At 63.7% G+C, this 17,541-nt stretch carries 15 protein-coding genes; 9 read left to right on the top strand and 6 right to left on the bottom strand.

What is annotated here, in order from left to right:
- Positions 1 to 3 precede the first annotated feature (3 nt).
- Entirely contained in the window at positions 4 to 204 is a 201-nt protein-coding gene (locus GGD63_RS23655; RefSeq protein WP_183245554.1) for a hypothetical protein, read from the top strand.
- Between the two features lie 20 nt (positions 205 to 224).
- Here the strand turns inward: GGD63_RS23655 and GGD63_RS23660 are convergent, their stop codons facing one another.
- Both GGD63_RS23660 and GGD63_RS23665 read right to left on the bottom strand, forming a co-directional pair.
- Complete coding sequence (locus GGD63_RS23660; protein WP_183245555.1) at positions 225 to 1,517, bottom strand: MFS transporter; 1,293 nt, start codon at positions 1,515 to 1,517, stop codon at positions 225 to 227.
- A gap of 4 nt (positions 1,518 to 1,521) precedes the next feature.
- Positions 1,522 to 2,262: an MBL fold metallo-hydrolase gene (locus GGD63_RS23665; protein WP_183245556.1), complete on the bottom strand. Its 741-nt coding sequence runs from the start codon at positions 2,260 to 2,262 to the stop codon at positions 1,522 to 1,524.
- Positions 2,263 to 2,336: 74 nt separating this feature from the next.
- Between GGD63_RS23665 and GGD63_RS23670 the strand changes: the two genes are divergently transcribed.
- The 3 genes from GGD63_RS23670 (at position 2,337) to GGD63_RS23680 (ending at position 5,548) form a co-directional block, all read left to right on the top strand.
- A complete protein-coding gene (locus tag GGD63_RS23670) occupies positions 2,337 to 3,005 on the top strand; it encodes a metalloregulator ArsR/SmtB family transcription factor (protein WP_183245557.1) in 669 nt (222 codons plus the stop codon).
- A gap of 358 nt (positions 3,006 to 3,363) precedes the next feature.
- Complete coding sequence (locus GGD63_RS23675; protein WP_183245558.1) at positions 3,364 to 4,830, top strand: DUF1254 domain-containing protein; 1,467 nt, start codon at positions 3,364 to 3,366, stop codon at positions 4,828 to 4,830.
- A 313-nt stretch (positions 4,831 to 5,143) separates the two neighbouring features.
- Complete coding sequence (locus GGD63_RS23680) at positions 5,144 to 5,548, top strand: EF-hand domain-containing protein (RefSeq protein ID WP_183245559.1); 405 nt, start codon at positions 5,144 to 5,146, stop codon at positions 5,546 to 5,548.
- 172 nt (positions 5,549 to 5,720) lie between these two features.
- Here GGD63_RS23680 and GGD63_RS23685 read toward each other — a convergent pair whose 3' ends face one another.
- The 4 genes from GGD63_RS23685 to GGD63_RS23700 all read right to left on the bottom strand — a co-directional run bounded on the left by GGD63_RS23685 (position 5,721) and on the right by GGD63_RS23700 (position 10,967).
- Positions 5,721 to 6,152 (bottom strand): hypothetical protein, encoded by a 432-nt coding sequence (locus GGD63_RS23685; protein WP_183245560.1) that lies wholly within the window; start codon positions 6,150 to 6,152, stop codon positions 5,721 to 5,723.
- A gap of 162 nt (positions 6,153 to 6,314) precedes the next feature.
- On the bottom strand, positions 6,315 to 7,808 hold the full coding sequence (locus GGD63_RS23690) for a Spy/CpxP family protein refolding chaperone (protein ID WP_183245561.1): 1,494 nt from the start codon (positions 7,806 to 7,808) through the stop codon (positions 6,315 to 6,317).
- A gap of 502 nt (positions 7,809 to 8,310) precedes the next feature.
- The gene (gene rocD / locus GGD63_RS23695) at positions 8,311 to 9,525 is read right to left on the bottom strand and encodes an ornithine--oxo-acid transaminase (protein ID WP_183245562.1); all 1,215 of its coding nucleotides are present in this window, start codon (positions 9,523 to 9,525) and stop codon (positions 8,311 to 8,313) included.
- A 221-nt stretch (positions 9,526 to 9,746) separates the two neighbouring features.
- On the bottom strand, positions 9,747 to 10,967 hold the full coding sequence (locus GGD63_RS23700; protein WP_183245563.1) for a cytochrome P450: 1,221 nt from the start codon (positions 10,965 to 10,967) through the stop codon (positions 9,747 to 9,749).
- A gap of 105 nt (positions 10,968 to 11,072) precedes the next feature.
- On the opposite strand from GGD63_RS23700, the gene GGD63_RS23705 reads away from it, so the two are divergent.
- The 5 genes from GGD63_RS23705 to GGD63_RS23725 all read left to right on the top strand — a co-directional run bounded on the left by GGD63_RS23705 (position 11,073) and on the right by GGD63_RS23725 (position 17,394).
- Entirely contained in the window at positions 11,073 to 11,615 is a 543-nt protein-coding gene (locus GGD63_RS23705; RefSeq protein WP_183245564.1) for a phosphonopyruvate decarboxylase, read from the top strand.
- Complete coding sequence (locus GGD63_RS23710) at positions 11,612 to 12,202, top strand: thiamine pyrophosphate-dependent enzyme (RefSeq protein ID WP_183245565.1); 591 nt, start codon at positions 11,612 to 11,614, stop codon at positions 12,200 to 12,202. The genes GGD63_RS23705 and GGD63_RS23710 overlap by 4 nt, the downstream gene beginning before the upstream one ends.
- A gap of 130 nt (positions 12,203 to 12,332) precedes the next feature.
- Positions 12,333 to 13,034, top strand: a complete 702-nt coding sequence (locus tag GGD63_RS23715) for a TetR/AcrR family transcriptional regulator (RefSeq protein ID WP_183245661.1) — start codon at positions 12,333 to 12,335, stop codon at positions 13,032 to 13,034.
- A gap of 1 nt (position 13,035) precedes the next feature.
- Entirely contained in the window at positions 13,036 to 14,229 is a 1,194-nt protein-coding gene (locus GGD63_RS23720; RefSeq protein WP_183245566.1) for an efflux RND transporter periplasmic adaptor subunit, read from the top strand.
- Positions 14,230 to 14,298: 69 nt separating this feature from the next.
- Positions 14,299 to 17,394, top strand: coding sequence for a MexW/MexI family multidrug efflux RND transporter permease subunit (locus tag GGD63_RS23725; protein ID WP_183245567.1), 3,096 nt, complete (start codon positions 14,299 to 14,301; stop codon positions 17,392 to 17,394).
- The last annotated feature ends 147 nt before the right edge of the window (positions 17,395 to 17,541 follow it).

Genomic DNA, 17,541 nt, shown 5'->3' on the forward strand with positions numbered 1-17,541 from the left:
GCAGTGGATAAGGTGCGACGCTTGCGTGCGATGAGCTCACTGTGCCGTCAACAGGCCGCCTACAACAGCATGAACAAGTGGAAGCTGCTCGCAGAAGCAGAATACTGGGAGCATCTGGCCGATCTTGCGTTGTCTTCTCACTTCCAGCAGTGCAACGCGACCACAAGCACGAATGATGTTGAGCCGAAGACGATTTCCGCGTGAGGTCAGAAACGAGGCTGTTCTTACTTCGCCGGCCGGCTCGCTTTTTGCGCGACGTCAATCGAATCCGCGGCGCGTTCTCGCATCGACACCGCTACGACGGCGCCGGAAATGAACGTCAGGACGGCGATCGAGATGATGGCCGCCGAAAGTCCGAATCGATCCGCGATGATGCCGGCCGATAACGCTCCGATTGCGTAGCCGAGATCGCGCCAGAAGCGGTAGACGCTGAGCGAGCGCGCGCGCCAGCTTGGGTGCGAGGCATCGGATACGGCGGCGATCAAGCTCGGATACACCATGGCGGTGCCAAGTCCGAGCAGGAGGCTGCCGACGAGCCACCACTCGAAACGACTGGTCGCCCCGGTCAGGAGCAAACCCGCGGCCTGCACCCACATGCCGGCTACGATCAGGCCCTTGCGGCCCCAGCGGTCGGACAGAGGACCCGTGGCGACCTGGAGGATGCCCCACGTCGCCGGATAGACGGCCTTCAATAGGCCGATCCGATCGACGGCGAGACCGAAGGAGGCGAAAAACAGCGGGAAGATGCCCCAGCTCATGCCATCGTTGAGGTTGTTCACCAGCCCCGCTTGCGACGCGGCGAACAGATTCCGATCCCTGAACGAGGTGAGGACGAAGATCTCCCGGAAGCTGATCGGAGACGCCTGACACGCATGCGCCGCAGTCTCCAGCCGGACGTGCTCGCGCGTGTCGCGCACCAAGAGGATCGAGAGCGCGGCGCCGGAGATCGCATAGGCCACACCGAGGTAGATCGGCGCCGGCCGCAGCCCGTACTTCGACGCAAGATATCCGGTGAGATAGGCCGTCACGCCGACCGCGAGATAGCCGGCGAATTCGTTCAGGCCCACCGCCAGGCCGCGCGATTTCGGTCCGACGAGATCGATCTTCATGATCACGGTCATCGACCAGGCAAGGCCCTGGTTGATCCCGAGAAGGGCATTGGCGGCGATCACCCATTCCCAGCTTGGCGCCCAGATGATCATGAAAGGCACGGGAAGGCCGACGAGCCATCCGAGGATCAGAACGGACTTGCGTCCCCAGGCGTCGGCGAGCTGGCCTGAGATCAGGTTGGCGCACGCCTTCACCACGCCGAAGCTGACGATGAAGGAGACGACAAGAGTTGTGGAGCCGATCTTGAACTCCTCGGCACCGATCAGCGGCACGACGGTTCGTTCGATTCCGACCATCCCGCCCACGAAGGCGTTGATGAGGACGAGGAGAGCGAACTGTGGCCAGTTTTCCGTCAGCCCTAGCTTGACCGAATTCGGACCTCCCGGGGCAGCTGCCGCGTCGCTCATGGCATCAGGCCGCGGCGGCCGTGACGCCCGAATTGGCGGCCCTGATCTTCGCGGCTTCCGGCGGCGCCGGCGGAATCTCGGCGACCATGAAGCGAACAAACTCGACTTCGTTCTCGATCGCGAACGCTTGATTGTGCCGCTTCTCGAAGCCGATGGTCGACCATGGTTTCCCGCTCAGCCGGCGACCGCAGACCGATCCTGCATAGGCGCCGGGCAGTACCTCGACATGGTCCGGCAGGCCCTGCAGCCTGCGCATGCTGCGAAACAGTTGTTTTGCGCCTTCCTCAGCGCTGACCGCGAGTTCGGTACGGCCGAGATCCCCGACCATCAGGGTGTGGCCGGTCAGAACGAACCAGGGTTCGTCTGCGCGCGTCCGATCCGTCACAAGGATGCAGATGTGCTCGGGCGTGTGGCCCGGCGTGTGCAGAACAGTTGCCGTGACGTTGCCGAGCGGAAGGACTTCGCCGTCGCTCACACCCTTGAACGGAAACGACACGCTCGCGGCCGACGAGAGCACGTAGGGTGCCCCCGTCGCCTCGGCGAGAGCCCGGCCCGCCGAGAGGTGGTCGGCATGGACATGCGTATCGATGACGAAGTGAATCCGCATGCCGGCATTGTCGGCGGCTCGCAGATAGGGCTGGATATCGCCGACAGGATCTACGACCGCGCCGGCTGCCTTGCCGCCGCAGCCGAAGAGGTAGGAGATGCCGACGGGATCGCTATGCAAGAACTGGCGCAGGATCATGGGCTTGCACTCCTCTCCGAGAGCAGCTAGATAATATTCAATCGATCTGCTGAATGATATATTCAGGAGCTGCCGTGTCAAGCACCGGACCGAAACACGCGATCTATGAAAATCTCGCCGAGGTGGCGCAGGCGTTGGGCCATGCACATCGGCTTGAGCTGTTGGAGCACCTCGCCCAGGGCGTGCGCAGCGTCGAGGAGCTATCGGCCCGTGCTCATCTGACGTTCGCCAATACATCCCGCCATCTGCAGATCCTCAGGCGCGCGCGTCTCGTCGAGACCGAGCGGCGGGGTAAACATGTTCTCTATCGCTTGGCCGGCGATGCCGAAGTGGTCGCGCTGACCAAGGCGCTGGGTCGTGTCGGCGAGCGGAACATCGCAGAGATCGGCCGCGTCGTGACCGACTACTTCCACGCCCGCGACGCGCTCGAGCCGGTCTTGCGAGATGATCTGGTCGCGAGATTGCACGACGATCTGGTGACGGTGCTCGATGTCCGGCCCGAAGACGAGTTCGCTCTTGGCCATCTGCCGGGCGCGCTCAACATCCCGCTTGCCGAACTGGAGCGACGCCTCGGCGAACTTCCTAAAGGCCGCGAGGTGATCGCCTACTGCCGCGGTCCCTGGTGCGTCCTTTCGTTCGAAGCGGTTGCTGCGCTCCGGCCGCGAGGCTATCGCGTCCGCCGGCTCGAGGACGGCTACCCCGAATGGAAAGCCGCCGGCCTGCCGGTCGAATCCGTCGCTTGAGACACGCGGATCTGGTGCAAGCGCCGAGAGGTCTGCTTCGCGTAGGTGCCTGAACAGGGCGATGCGAGCGGGCCAAGGCAGCCCTTGACCCAAGGTGGACCTTCGCCGAAGAGCCCCTGCGACCAGGCAAAGCTACTCACCGGCCTGAAGGTCGGCGACAGACCTTCAGGGTTCATCTCGATGGCTACAACTTCCAGCCATTCCTGAAGGGTGACAGGCGCAAGACGCTGTTGCAACCCAACATTGATCTAAATCAAATCGGATCGCGACACGTCTGCAGGCTATTTCGCGCGGGCCGGTGTCGTGCTCAGGCCTCGGCCGCGCGCTGCCGTCCGTCATATTGGAAAGGGAGTGTTTGATGCAAAAGCGATCGACCCAGAGTCCGCACGGGCTGACGAAGCGCGATTTTCTCCGATCTGCCGCGTTGGCGACGATTACGGCAACTGCCGCAAGTTCAAGCCGAGCCTGGGCTCAGTCCGAGCGTCCGGGATTCTTCAAGGCCAAGGACATCGCCGAGGCCGGCTTCATCTATGGCCTGCCGATCGTGATGTCCTATGGCATTATGTACGAGTACGCCGTGGACAAGTCGTCAGGGCAGTACAAGGCGCCGTTCAATACGCTGGTCAACGAGGCGCGCGTTTACACATACGAAGATACGGCCATCGTCACGCCCAACAGCGACACGCCGTATTCGTTCGCATGGCTGGACCTGCGGGCCGAGCCCCTTGTCTTTTCGGTGCCGGCGATCGATCCCAGGCGCTACTATTCGCTGCAGCTAAACGACCTCAATACGTACAATTTTGGCTATGTCGGCACGCGCGCCACCGGCAGCGATGCGGGAAGTTATATGGTCGCCGGCCCGCGATGGACTGGTTCGACACCGGCCGGCATCAAGAAGGTGTTTCGGTCGACCACCGATTTCTGCTTGGGACTGCTCCGCACGCAGTTGTTCGACCCGGCCGATATCGAGGCCGTCAAGAAGATTCAGGCCGGCTACAAGGCGCAGCCACTTTCCAGCTTCCTGAACCAGCCCGCGCCCACGCTGGCGTCGGCGCTTTCTTTCCCCAAATTCGAGAAGGATCTCGTCCGCACCGAGTTCTTCGAATATCTGGATTTCGCGCTTCAATTCGCGCCGGCGCTGCCGGAGGAACGCTGGATCCGCGAGCAACTGGCGCGGATCGGCGTGGGGCCGGGCAAGAGCTTTGATTTCCGCAGCCTGTCGCTGGAAGACAAGGCCGAGATCCTGCTTGGCATGACGGAGGGCGAGCGCAAGGTCACCGAGGCGGTTGCGAGCCTCGGCAAGGACGTCAACGGCTGGCGCGTCAGCGCGGCGTTCGGTGATGCCGCATTCTTTCATGGCGACTGGCTCCTGCGCGCAGCAGCCGCGAAGGCCGGCATCTATGGCAACGACGCGGTGGAGGCCATGTACCCCCTGGGCAAAGTGGACGCCGATGGCAAGGAACTCGACTGCTCGAAGTCGAACTACACGCTGACCTTCCCGGCGGGGCAGCTGCCGCCGGTCAACGCCTTCTGGTCGGTGACGATGTATGACGGCAAGACGCAGCTTTTGGTGAAGAACCCGATCAACCGCTACCTGATCAACTCCCCGATGCAGCCGCACATGAAGCTCGGCTCCGACGGCTCGCTGACGATCTACGTCCAGAACAAGTCGCCCGGAGCCGACAAGGAGGCCAACTGGCTGCCGGCGCCGGATGGTCTGGTCTATGTGGTCATGCGGCTGTACTGGCCGAAAACCACGCCGCCATCGATCCTGCCGGCTGGCGAGGGGACGTGGAAATCTCCGGGCTTCAAGCGCGTGTCCTAAAGCATGATCCGGAAAAGTGCGAAGCGGTTTTCCGGAAAGATCATGCGTGAACAACAACCTAAACCGCGATGACGATTCATCCAAATCTCATCGCGCTTTAGTGCGGGATGAGATTTGGTTGAATCGATGTGGGCTCAGGGCTCGATTTACCTCTCCCCGTCGGGGAGAGGTAAAGCGGCGCTTTTGACCCGAAGCTGCTCTTGCACGCGGTCGTAGTGTGTGCGGGGGGCGTAGGCGAAGGCTGGGACCAGAGGATCAATATTACTCGTGCCGAATTAATGAGACAGGCTACACGTTTCGGAGGAGGTTCGAAATGTACGCGCGCGTTCTGGGACTCACGATATCCGCTCTCATGCTGACGTACGGCCCGGTCGGTGCGATCGCACAGGACCGAATGACACCCCAGCCAGATCAGCAACAAATGCAATCCCATCCCACGGGCCAGGAAGGCGCGAGCACGATGGGGCAAGGCGGCATGATGGGGCACGGAATGATGGGAGGACGTATGATGGGGCGCGGCATGATGGGTGGGAGCGCGATGGGATCACCCTTTATGATGCGCATGATGTTCGCTCTGATGGACGGCGACGGCGATGGGACCATCTCACTGCCGGAGTTTCAGGCAGCTCACGAACGGATTTTCAAGGCGATGGACAGCAATAAAGATGGCAAGCTGACCCTGGAGGAGATGCAAGTGTTCATACACGGCACCAGGTGATCGGCTCCGGAAGTGCCGGCAAGCATTCATGCCGAATGAACGGGCGTCGATCAAGGCCGATCGCATCGCGGCAGTCGGAGACGCTCCATGCGTGGCGCGGCAAGATTTAGCTCGATCGAGAGCTCTGAGCGGAGTCGATTCTCGTGGGGCACGCCAGCCAGAACCTCATCCGCTATTTCTGTTGGATCCGATAGAGATAATCCACGAGTAAGAGGATTCGGGTGCGCACGTAAGCCTCTGGATCGTAGGGGGCATCAATGTAATGCTCCGCAGCCTTAACGCTATACTCCGTACCCCACACTGGCATCTCGCGTGGGCCATGCGCTTGCACGGCTGCTCTTCCATCGATTACTTCATACACTCGGTTGATGGGGAACACGCCGTTATTTTTCTTTGCAAGTACAGTAAGGTCTACCGGCGCGATCTTCAAAAACTCTCTGTATGGGGCCGTCAGGGCCTTGCCATCGATAGCATGGCAGACTGCGCAATTAGCTCGATATTCTTTCTCGCCGAGATCGACTTTCTTGTCCTGCGCCCAGGCTGCTGCACCAAATGCGATCAGCACGGCCAAAAGCGAAAAGATTCTCAAGGTCATAGAACTCATTGCTCCCTTCAGACGCCTCATGAGCCTGCTTGCAGTTATATGATGCTCCTGCGACCTGTTGGAGGTTAACCCGACACCGGTCGGCCAGCCGCTTAATGAGTACTAGTCATCTCGCTTCGTTCGACCGCTGCGCAAATCGCAACGAGAGAACGGGGGCCCGTCTCACGGGCCTGCGACCTGCTGCAGCGTGTTGAAGCGCGCCTTCTGCTCGCTGCTCAGCGTGGCATAGAACTCGTCCAGCGCAGGCTCGACCAGCTTGGCGGCCGTCAGCATCGCCTCGAGCCGGTGCTGCATCGCCTCCAGCCGTCCGACCGGTGTCAGCGGTACATCGTTCGGGCAAGCCGCCTGCAGGCCTTCAACGCCCTTGGCTGTCGCTTCACTGAGGCGGTCGAGCGCCTCCTTCTGCTTGCCGGCGGGGTGGAGCACAGCCTCGATCCTCTGGATCGGCAGCTGGGTCAGGCCGGATTTCGGATCGCCACAGCCTTCGGCACTGGCTTGCTGCTGCGGCGAGCGCTCGCCGACATTGGGACCGAGCGCATTGAAGCGGGCCTGCTGTTCGTCACTGAGCGAGTTGTAGAAATTCTCCAGTGCCGGTCGCACGATCTTGACGGCCTCCAGCGTCGCGCTGACGCGGTTCATCATCGCGCGCAGGCGGCCGGGCGGGGTCAGTGCATAGGTGTTCGCACAGGAATCCTTGAACACATCGGCTGCGTTGGCCGCCGCGGTCTTCAATTCGTCGAGCAGTGCGCGTTGCTCCGGTGTCGGCCGAACCGCCTGCGCGATGTCGGCCAGCGGCCAGGCGGTGACGCCCTTGTCCGGGGTACCGCACAATTGCTGCAGCGTTTGCGGGCTCACGCTGGCGCGCTGGCGCGCGCGGTAGCCGCCGCCGGCTTGCGGATAATCATACGGGCTGATGCTGGCATAGGCGGAATAGGGACTGTCACCGCCCCAGTACACGGTGTCGACGAAGTCGTCATATGCGTACGCCCAATAGCCGGGGTCATAGGCATAGGACCAGAACGTGTAGTCGAAAATGTCGGAATAGGCGTAAGGCCAGAACACGGGCCCGAGCCACGCCACGAAGATCGCAGGATGGCGGTGCCGCCAGGCCTCTCGGGGAGCCCAGCCGCTCTGGCGGGTGATGAGCGCCGCCTGGCTTAGCGGAGTGGCCTGCTCGCGGAAGCGCTCGGTAAACCGCCCGCGCGTGGCGGCCTGCACAGCGGCCGCAGTAGCTGCAGTAGCTGCCGCGCGCCCGACCGGCGCCTGTAGCCCAAGCCGCTGCTGGCGCGCCAGGTCGCTTTGCTGCGCGCGCTGCTCACGCTGAAGCAAGCGGTTCTGCGTCTGGAGCGTCCGTTGCTGCTCGCGCAACGCCCGCGCGCCTTCCGGCTTCTGCGACTGGAGTTGCTGCACGCGCTGCTGCAGGCGATCGATCCGGGTCTGACGCTCCGTGGTCTGGCGCGACAGCATGTCGCGCTGGCGCTGCTGCACCATCTGCTGGTGCTGCTGGATTTGCTGCTGGTGCTGCTGCGCGCGCTGTTCGATTTGATCCCGTCGCGACAGCCGCTCGCTCGCGGCCGGCGGTCCGCTGGGCCGCGAGGGGGCGGCCGAGGGAGCAGCCGAGGGAGCAGCGATGTGCGGCGTCGGCCGGGGGGCCATGGCCGGACGTTGCGGTGCTGCCGGCGCCCGGTGGAATTCAGGCCGCGGCGCCGCCACGTGCGGAGCCGCCCGCGGTGGCGGTGCAGCGAAATGCGGGGCCGGGCGCGGTGGCGGTGAGGCAATATGCGGCGCAGGATGTGGCGCCATGGCCGGTCGCTGCGGCATGGCCGGCGGATGGAATGCCGGCGCGGCGGGACGTGCCATGGCTGGCGGCGCCGCCGGACGGGCCATCGCCGGCGGCGGTGCTGCTGGCCGTGGTGCCGGCGCTGCGGCAGGCCCCGGTGGCCCGCCTCTTCCATGTCCCTGGCCGGGTCCTTGGGCGAACGCGCCAACGCTCACCGCCAGCATCGAGGCACCAACTAAAACAGCCGTCAGGCAAACGCCACGCGGAAGCATGATCGTCGCTCCCAGCTCGTAATCGCCCACGACATTCAACGCACAGCTGGCGGAATCGTTCGTTGTTGGCCACGGCCGGCATTGCGATCTTCCGACGCAGGCAGCCTCAAGAGAAGTCCTGCGTCAGGGTGGTGGCGAGCCGCTCCAGCGCCCAGTCGACCTGGTCGCTTGTGATCACCAGCGGCGGAGCGATGCGGATCGTTTGCTCATGGGTATCCTTGGCGAGGATGCCCTTGCCCTGAAGCGCGTCGCAGTAGCGGCGTGCGCGGCCGGCCTCGGGATGCAGCTCGATCGCCAGCATCAAGCCGCGCCCGCGCACCTCGCGGATCGTATTGGCGCGAATGTCCTTCAAGCCTTCCAGAAAGCGCGCGCCCTGCAGGGCCGCGTTCTCGATCATGCCTTCCTCGACCAGCACGCGCAGCGCCGCGCGCGCCACCGCGCAGGCAAGCGGGTTGCCGCCGAAGGTCGAACCGTGCTGCCCGGGCCTCAATGTCCCGAGCACGTCGTTGTTCGAGAGCACGGCCGATACCGGATAGAAGCCGCCGGACAGGGCCTTGCCGAGCAGCGTCACGTCTGCCTCGATACCCTCGTGCTGTTCGGCGAGCAGCTTGCCGGTGCGGCCGAGCCCGGTCTGGATCTCGTCGAGCACCAGCATCACGTTGTTGGCGGTGCAGAGCTCCCGCACCTTCGTGAAGTAGCCGGCCGGAGGAATGATGACACCGGCTTCGCCCTGGATCGGCTCGACCAGGAAGGCAACTGTGTTTGGGGTGATGGCCTCCTCCAGCGCCGCGGCGTCGCCGAACGGGATGATCCTGAAGCCCGGCGCGAACGGCCCGAAGTGTCCGCGTGTCTCGGGGTCGGTTGAAAAGCCGACGATGCCCAGCGTGCGTCCGTGGAAATTGTTGGCGCAGACGATGATCTCGGCCTGGCCGTCCGGCACACCCTTCACCTCATAGCCCCATTTGCGGACCGATTTGATCGCGCTTTCGACCGCCTCCGCGCCGCTGTTCATCGGCAGCACCTTGTGGGAACCGGTGAGCGCCGCGATCTCCTCGTAGAACAAGGCGAGCTGGTCGTTGTGGAAAGCCCTTGAGGTAAGTGTCAGCCTGTGCGCCTGTTCGACCATCGCCGCCAGGATCTTGGGGTGGCAATGGCCCTGGCTGACCGCCGAATAGGCCGAGAGGCAATCGAGATAACGGTTGCCTTCGGTATCCCAGACCCAGACACCTTCGCCGCGTGACAGGACGACCCCGATCGGCTCGTAATTGCGGGCCCCGAAGCGGGCTTCCGTTGCGATGAAATCAATGACCGACGAGCTCATCTGTCGTCACTCCATGGCGCGCGGGCGTCGACCGACTGCACCGGCGGCCTTCAGCTTGATTTGGGGATCAGCAAGCCGCCTTGGAAGCCTTCATGCACCATTTGCGCGGCGCAGCCCGATTTGCCCGAAACATCAGATGGTTCTGCGGAACCACGGTTTGTCGTTCGTCGACCCGGCCTCTACTGTGCATGGGGTTGTTTTCGACCTTTTGTTTGGAGGCGTCACCCGATCGAGCAGGGCACGCTCAAAAATCCGCGAAACCGCACCCGTCCGCCGCGCACCGGCTGACCGCTCACGGCATAGTTCGGGAAGCGCGCCAGGAAGCGGGAGATCGCAATCGCCCCTTCCAGCCGCGCCAGCGCCATGCCGGCGCATTGATGTGCGCCGGTGGCGAAGGCGAGATGCCGGTTCGGCGTCCGCGCGATGTCGAAACGTTCGGGGTCGGGAAACTGCTCGGGATCGCGGTTGGCCGCCCCGATGCACAGCGTCACCGACGTGCCGGCCTCGAGCATGACGCCGCCGAGCTCGACCTTCTCGGTGGTCATGCGGTTGCCGAGCTGGTTCGAGCTCTCATAGCGCAGCATCTCCTCGACCGCGGTCTTGATCAGGTCCGGGGTGTCGATCAGGCGCTGCTTCTGGTCCGGATTGCGGTCGAGCGCGACGAGGCCGTTGCCGATCAGGTTGGTGGTGGTCTCGTGGCCGGCATTGAGCAGGAAGATGCAATTGTGCAGCAGCTCCTTCTCGGTCAGCCGCTCGCCGTTCTCCTCGCCCTGGATCAGCCGCGTCAGTACGTCGCGCTCGGGATTGCCCGGCTTGGCGCGCCGCCGCGCCACCAGCGTTTCGAGATAGGCGAGGAAATCCGTCACCGCCTTGTTGCCGCGCGCGGCGACTTCCGTCGACACCACGGGTTCGAGCGCGCCCAGGATCGCCAGCGACCAGTCGCGCAGCGGCCCGCGTTCCTCATGGGGCACGTCGAGCAGATTGCCGATCACCTCGATGGGAATCGATGCGGCGAAATCCTCGATCAGCTCGCAAGCGCCCTTGGCCGCGATGGCGTCGAGCAGGCCGTCGACCAGCTTGACGATGTCGCCCTCCATCCCCGCGATCGCGCGCGGCGACAGCGCACCCATGATCAGGCGGCGCACGCGGGTGTGCGCCGGCGGATTGTTGAAGACGAGGCTGGTGGTGTGGTGCTCGTAGAGCGGGGTGTCGCCGTATTTCGGTGCGAACTCGCGCTTCTTGTCCGAGCTGAACGATTTCGTGTTCTTGTAGGTGGTGACGAGATCGTCATAGCGGGTCAGGAACACGGTGCCGTTCGGCAGGCGCTTGACCGGCGCGTTCTCCCGCAGTGCACGATAAGTCGGATAGGGGTTGTCGTAGAATTCAGGCGTCAGCTTCTCGAGGTCGAAGCTGGCCGCCAGCGCCTTCGCATCTGCGTTCATCCCGTTATACTCGCCGGTTAAAGCCGTTATGCCGTTTTTGTTGTTCTGGTCGGCGCACGCATGCGTCTACAGTCGTTGCACCTTGCTAGCCGACCGGACGGGAAAATGCACGCACGCGCTGACGCTGCCGACACGGTGCCGAACTGGCCCGACGATATTTTCGCGACCCTGCAACGCTTCGACGTCCGGCAGGTGCCTTACGTGCCCGATGCCGGCCATTCGAAACTGATCCAGCGCGTGCTGGACTCCTCCACCATGCGCGGCATTGCGCTGACGACGGAGGAGGAGGGCGTGGCGCTGCTCGCCGGCGCCTGGGCCGGCGGCCAGCGCGGCGTCTTGCTGATGCAGTCGAGCGGCGTCGGCAATTGCATCAACATGCTGTCGCTGATCCCGATCCTGCGCTTTCCGTTCCTGACGCTCGTGACCATGCGCGGCGAGTGGGGCGAGTTCAATCCGTGGCAGGTGCCGATGGGCTCGACCACGCAGGGCGTGTTCGAACTCTCTGGCGTCCAGGTGCTGCGCGCCTCGCACGCGGCTGAAGTGCCGGCTGTGCTCGAGGCCGCCGCCTCCCAGGCCTACAACGCGCTCACGCCCACTGCTGTCCTCCTGTCGCAGCGCCTGATCGGCGCCAAGGTTTTCACCAAATGAGCAAGGCCAATCTCCTCGACCGCCGCCAGGTGGTCTCCACCCTGCTTGCGAACCGCAAGGACGTCGTCGCGATCGGCGGCCTCGGTGCTTCCACCAACGACATGTGCGCGGCCGGTGACCATGCCCGCAACTTCTATCTCTGGGGCGGCATGGGCGGCGCGGCGATGATCGGGCTGGGTCTGGCGCTGGCACAGCCGAAACTTCCGGCGCTGGTCATCACCGGCGACGGCGAGATGCTGATGGGCCTGGGCAGCCTTGCCACCATCGGGCTGCAGAAGCCGGCCAATCTCTCGATCGCAGTGCTCGACAACGAGGCCTATGGCGAGACCGGCGGCCAGACCAGCCACACCTCGGCCGCCGCCGACCTCGTCGGTGTCGCCAGGGCCTGCGGCATCAAGGACAGCCAGTCGATCTCGACCATGGCCGAGGTCGAGGCCTTCGCCAAAGCCGTCCATGACGTGTCGGTGGGCCCCCGATTTGCCAATGTGAAGATCGGCAGCGCCAATCTGGAGCGAATTCTGCCGACCCGGGACGGGACCTACATCGTCAACCGGATCCGCGGGGACCTCGGCTTCCAGCCGATCTAGCCGGTCTGCTCCCGACATCCTGCACGCGGGCCGTGCAGGCTGGATCAATTTCGACTAATTCTACACCGCATGCAGGTTGCGGTGCAGTATAATGCTTGACTTTTGCGTGGGTGAGTGCTTACTCACTATCATGAGCTCATTGCGTATGACGAGCGACCTGAGGCGTCAATTGATCCTCGGTGCCGCGAAACGCTGCTTTGCCCGCCACGGATATAACGGCACCACGACGAAGAGCGTGGCGGCCGCTGCTGCCATTTCCGAGGCGCTGCTGTTCAAGCATTTCCCGTCCAAGGCGGCGCTCTACGCCGAAATCCTCAGCGACGAATGCGAGGCGGACCCGGCGCTCATCGAGCTGCTGGAGCGGGAACCGTCGACGGCCACCCTGGTCGAGTTGATCCGCGGCATGGTCCAGCACTTCCTCCACATCGCCGACGGTCCCGACCAGGAAGAAGCGCAGCGCCTGCGACTGATGGCCACGAGCCATTTGGATGATGGCGAATTCGCCCGTCTGCTATATGCCAAAATCGAGAAGCTGATCGGGGCGGTCTTCCTCGCCTCGCTCGAGCGTGCGGTGTCCAGCGGTGACGCGCGGCCATTCAGCGGCGATCCGCTCAACCTGTTCTGGTTTGCGCATCACACGGTGATGACGGCTGCGCTGACCAGGTTGCCGGCCGCGCCTTGCCTCGCCTACGGCAAGGCGGGTGACCTCGAGCGGCAGCTCTGTGAGTTTCTCCTGAGGGGTATCGGACTTAACGACGCCGCAATTGCTTCGCATTTGGGCCGCGATCAGGCCGCGGATGCGGGCAAGACGGCGATTGCAGAAAGTGCATGACATGAACATCGTAGCCGAACACAAGATTTCGGGCGAACCGATCGACAACAAGGCTCCCAAGCGTCCGGTCCGGCCGGTACGCTGGTTTATCATCGTCGGCACGCTGCTTGCCGTGCTCGTCGGTGGTCTCGTCTGGTTCAATAATTTCCGCGGCCAGATGATCAAGCAGTTCTTCGCCAACAACAAGCCGCCGCCGACGGCCGTCAGTGCGGCCGAGGCGAAGTCGGAGGTGGTGCCGAACCTGCTCACCGCGGTCGGCAGCCTCGTCGCCGTGCACCAGGTCGACGTCAGCGCCGATGTCAACGGCCGCGTCACCGAGATCAAGTTCGAGCCGGGTACGCGTGTCGAAGCCGGCACGCCGCTGGTGCAGCTGTTCGACGCGCCGGATCAAGGTGACCTCGCCAACTACAAGGCGCAGGCGACCGTCGCGCAGCTCTCGCTCGACCGCGCCAAGCAGCTGGCCTCGCGCCAGTTCGGCCCGCAGGCGACCGTCGATACCGCGCAGGCTGCCTACGACCAGGCGCAAGCGGGGATCGCCAAGACCGAGGCGCTGATTTCGCAGAAGCTGGTGCGCGCACCGTTCTCGGGCGATCTCGGCATGCGCAAGGTGGAGGTCGGCCAGTATCTGACGGCAGGCACCGCGATCGTCTCGCTGACCGACCTGTCGGAGCTGTGGGCCAACTTCACGGTGACGGAAAAGGATTCCGGCAACCTCAAGGTCGGCCAGACCGTTCGGCTGAAGGTCGACGCCTATCCGGGCCGCACCTTCGACGGCAAGATCACCACGATCGAGCCGCAGATCGCTGCCGACACCCGCAACATCCGCGTGCAGGCAACGATCGCCAATCCCGAGAAGATCCTGAAGCCCGGCATGTTCGTGACCACGACGGTGGTGCTGCCGGAGAAGCCGGCGGTGATCACCGTGCCGGAAACGGCGGTCGACTACACGCTGTACGGCGACTCCGTGTTCGTGATCACCGAGAAGAAGGAAGAGGACGGCAAGACCAGCCTCTCCGCCGTGCGCACCTTCGTGCAGACCGGCAGCCGGGTCGAAGGCCGCGTCGAGATCGTCAAGGGTCTGAAGGCGGGTGACAAGGTCGTCGCCGTCGGCCAGCTCAAGCTGCAATCGGGCGCGGCGGTGTCGATTTCGACCGACCCGGCTCCGCAGATTCCGGCGCAGCCGCCGCGCTACTGACAACATCCTCGCGTGATCCGGCCCGGCCGGATCACGCATCGTGAGACAAAAGAAATCGAGATCGCCGCGATGGCCTTTACCGATATTTTCATCAAGCGCCCGGTTCTGTCGGTCGTCGTCAGCCTGCTGATCCTCCTGATCGGCCTGCGCGCGGCAATGGTGCTGCCGATCCGGCAATATCCGAAGCTGTCGAACACGGTCATCAACATCACGACCGTCTATCCCGGCGCATCCGCAGACCTGATCCAGGGCTTCATCACGACGCCGATCGAGCAGGCGGTCGCCTCCGCCGAAGGCGTGGACTACATGACCTCGTCCTCGGTGCTCGGCACCTCGACGATCCAGGTCTACATCAAGCTGAACTTCGATCCGAACCAGGCGCTCACCGAGGTGCTGGCGAAGACGAACTCGGTCAAATACCTGATCCCGAAGGAATCGAACGACCCGATCGTCACCAAGACCACGGGCCAGACCACGGCCGTGATGTATCTCGGCTTCTCCTCAGAGGAGCTGTCCGGCTCGGCGATCTCGGATTATCTGACGCGCGTGGTGCAGCCGGTGCTGTCGACCGTCGACGGCGTCGCCTCAGCCGATATTCTCGGTGGTCAGACCTTTGCGATGCGGCTGTGGCTTGATCCCATGAAGATGGCCGGCCGCAACGTTTCGCCCGCGGACGTCGCCGCTGCCATCCAGGCCAACAACTTCCAGTCGGCGGCGGGGCAGACCAAAGGCTATCTGATCGTTTCCAACATCTCGACAAACACCAGCCTCACCGACGTCAACCAGTTCCGGAAGATGATCGTCAAGGCCAAGGACGGTGGCTTTGTGCGGATGGAGGATATCGCGACAGTCGAGCTTGCCGCGCAAAGCACTGACGCAAGCGTCGCCTTCAACGGCGAGCATGCGATCTTCATTGGCGTGAACGCAACGCCGCAAGGCAATCCGTTGACGCTGGTCAAGGGCGTGCGGGCGCTGTTCCCGGAGCTTGAGCGCAATCTGCCACCCTCGATGAAGATGAAGGTCGCCTACGACTCGACCAAGTTCATCCAATCCTCGATCGACGAGGTGGAGAAGACGCTGGGCGAAGCCGTGATCATCGTGATCGTGGTGATCTTCCTGTTCCTGGCCTCGCTGCGCTCGGTCATCATCCCGGTCGTCACCATTCCGTTGTCGATGATCGGCGTCTGTACTTTGATGCTGGCGCTGGGCTTCAGCTTCAACCTGCTGACCTTGCTTGCGATGGTGCTCGCGATCGGTCTCGTGGTCGACGACGCCATCGTGGTGGTGGAGAACATCCACCGCCATCTGGAAGAAGGAAAGACGCCGGTACAGGCGGCGATGGAAGGCGCGCGCGAGATCGTCGGTCCCGTCATCTCGATGACGATCACGCTCGCCGCGGTGTACGCCCCGATCGGCTTCCTCGGCGGCCTGACCGGCTCGCTGTTCCGCGAATTCGCTTTCACGCTTGCCGGCTCGGTGATCGTATCAGGCGTGATCGCGCTGACGCTGTCGCCGATGATGTGCTCCGTGCTCCTCAAGAACACCGAGGAAGGCCGCTTCGCGAAGCTCGTGAACCGGGTGTTCGGCGCGATGACGCGCTGGTATGGCCGCAGGCTCGACCGCTCGCTCGACTACAAGGCGATCACCGGCCTGTTCGCGGTGACCATCCTCGGTCTCGTCGGCTTCCTCTACATGCACACCTCGAAGGAACTGGCGCCGGAAGAAGACCAGGGCATCGTCTTCGCGGTGACCAAGGCGCCGAAATACGCCAACATCGACTATGTCGATTACTACGGCGATAAGCTCGACAAGGAGTTCCAGAAGTTCCCCGAGACCGATCTGCGCTTCGTGTTGAATGGCATCAACGGCCCGCAGGGCGGCATCGCCGGCATGCTCTTGAAGGCATGGGACGAGCGCAAGCGCTCGTCGATCCAGCTGAAGCCGCTGGTGCAGGCCGAGCTTTCCAAGATCGAGGGCGTGCAGGCCTTTGCCTTCAACCTGCCGCCTTTGCCGGGTGGTCCCGGCGGTCTGCCGGTGCAGATGGTCATCAACTCGACCGCGGGCTACCAGACCGTCTTTGAGCAGATGGAGAAGCTGAAGGACGCTGCGCGCAAGAGCGGCATGTTCATCGTCTCCGACAGCGACCTCGCCTTTAACCAGCCTAGCGTTCAGGTCACGATCGACCGTAGCAAGGCGCAGGATCTCGGCGTCAACATGCAGAACCTCGGCTCTACGCTCGCGGTTCTGCTCGGCGGCAACTACATCAACCGTTTCAATCTCGAAGGCCGGTCCTACCAGGTGATTCCGCAGGTACCGCGCGCCAACAGACTGTCACCGGAGTCGCTCGGCGGTTACTATGTGACGACCAACACCGGCCAGCAGCTCCCGCTGTCGACCGTGGTCTCGATCAAGACCAGGACCGACCCGAATTCGCTGACGCACTACAACCAGCTGAACTCGGCGACCTTCTCGGCCGTGCCGATGCCCGGCGTGACCGTCGGCGCGGCGGTGGACTTCCTTGAGGGCGAGGCCAAGAAGCTGCCGGCCGGCTTCAGCCACGACTATCTGGCGGACTCCCGGCAATACGTCCAGGAAGGCAATCAGCTCGCGATTACCTTCGGCTTTGCGCTCATCATCATCTTCCTGGTGCTGGCGGCGCAGTTCGAGAGCCTGCGTGACCCGTTCGTGATCATGATCTCGGTGCCGATGGCCATCGTCGGCGCGCTGATCCCGCTGTTCTTCGGCGTGGCGACCATGAACATCTACACCCAGGTCGGTCTGCTCACCTTGGTTGGCCTGATCACCAAGCACGGCATCCTGATGGTGGAGTTCGCCAACGAGCTCCAGATCAAGGAGCGGCTCGACCGCCGTTCGGCCATCGAGATGTCGGCCCGCATCCGCCTGCGGCCGATCCTGATGACCACGGCCGCGATGGTGACCGGCCTGATCCCGCTGCTGACCGCGACCGGCGCGGGCGCGGCCAGCCGCTTCTCGATCGGTCTGGTCGTCGTCGCCGGCATGTCGATCGGCACGCTGTTCACCCTGTTCGTGCTGCCGGCGGTCTACGTGGTGCTGGCGACCGACCATCGTGCCGCGGCCGATTCCGAGCGGAACAAGCAGGTCAACGAGCTCGACCTCGGCGCCAAGGCCCTGCGCCCGACCTGAGGCCGGAAGCAAGCCAATCGAAGGGCGGCAGCGGCGGGTCCGCTGCCGCCCTTTTTCGTTGGGTCCCGGCCCGGCCGATCCGGCGGCCGCAGCCATTGGGGTGGACCTCGGCTGCGCAGGCGAGAGACAAGGTCGGGCCTTCTTGCT

It is taken from the genome of Bradyrhizobium sp. cir1 (genome assembly GCF_014198245.1).
Taxonomy (GTDB): domain Bacteria; phylum Pseudomonadota; class Alphaproteobacteria; order Rhizobiales; family Xanthobacteraceae; genus Bradyrhizobium.

Excerpts from the sequence above, each read along its gene's own strand:
- GGD63_RS23660 (WP_183245555.1), bottom strand. The coding sequence starts at position 1,517 with ATGAGCGACGCGGCAGCTGCCCCGGGAGGTCCGAATTCGGTCAAGCTA.
- GGD63_RS23665 (WP_183245556.1), bottom strand. The coding sequence starts at position 2,262 with ATGATCCTGCGCCAGTTCTTGCATAGCGATCCCGTCGGCATCTCCTAC.
- GGD63_RS23675 (WP_183245558.1), top strand. The coding sequence starts at position 3,364 with ATGCAAAAGCGATCGACCCAGAGTCCGCACGGGCTGACGAAGCGCGAT.
- GGD63_RS23680 (WP_183245559.1), top strand. The coding sequence starts at position 5,144 with ATGTACGCGCGCGTTCTGGGACTCACGATATCCGCTCTCATGCTGACG.
- GGD63_RS23685 (WP_183245560.1), bottom strand. The coding sequence starts at position 6,152 with ATGAGTTCTATGACCTTGAGAATCTTTTCGCTTTTGGCCGTGCTGATC.
- GGD63_RS23690 (WP_183245561.1), bottom strand. The coding sequence starts at position 7,808 with ATGGCCCCCCGGCCGACGCCGCACATCGCTGCTCCCTCGGCTGCTCCC.
- rocD (WP_183245562.1), bottom strand. The coding sequence starts at position 9,525 with ATGAGCTCGTCGGTCATTGATTTCATCGCAACGGAAGCCCGCTTCGGG.
- GGD63_RS23700 (WP_183245563.1), bottom strand. The coding sequence starts at position 10,967 with ATGAACGCAGATGCGAAGGCGCTGGCGGCCAGCTTCGACCTCGAGAAG.
- GGD63_RS23705 (WP_183245564.1), top strand. The coding sequence starts at position 11,073 with ATGCACGCACGCGCTGACGCTGCCGACACGGTGCCGAACTGGCCCGAC.
- GGD63_RS23710 (WP_183245565.1), top strand. The coding sequence starts at position 11,612 with ATGAGCAAGGCCAATCTCCTCGACCGCCGCCAGGTGGTCTCCACCCTG.
- GGD63_RS23715 (WP_183245661.1), top strand. The coding sequence starts at position 12,333 with ATGAGCTCATTGCGTATGACGAGCGACCTGAGGCGTCAATTGATCCTC.
- GGD63_RS23720 (WP_183245566.1), top strand. The coding sequence starts at position 13,036 with ATGAACATCGTAGCCGAACACAAGATTTCGGGCGAACCGATCGACAAC.
- GGD63_RS23725 (WP_183245567.1), top strand. The coding sequence starts at position 14,299 with ATGGCCTTTACCGATATTTTCATCAAGCGCCCGGTTCTGTCGGTCGTC.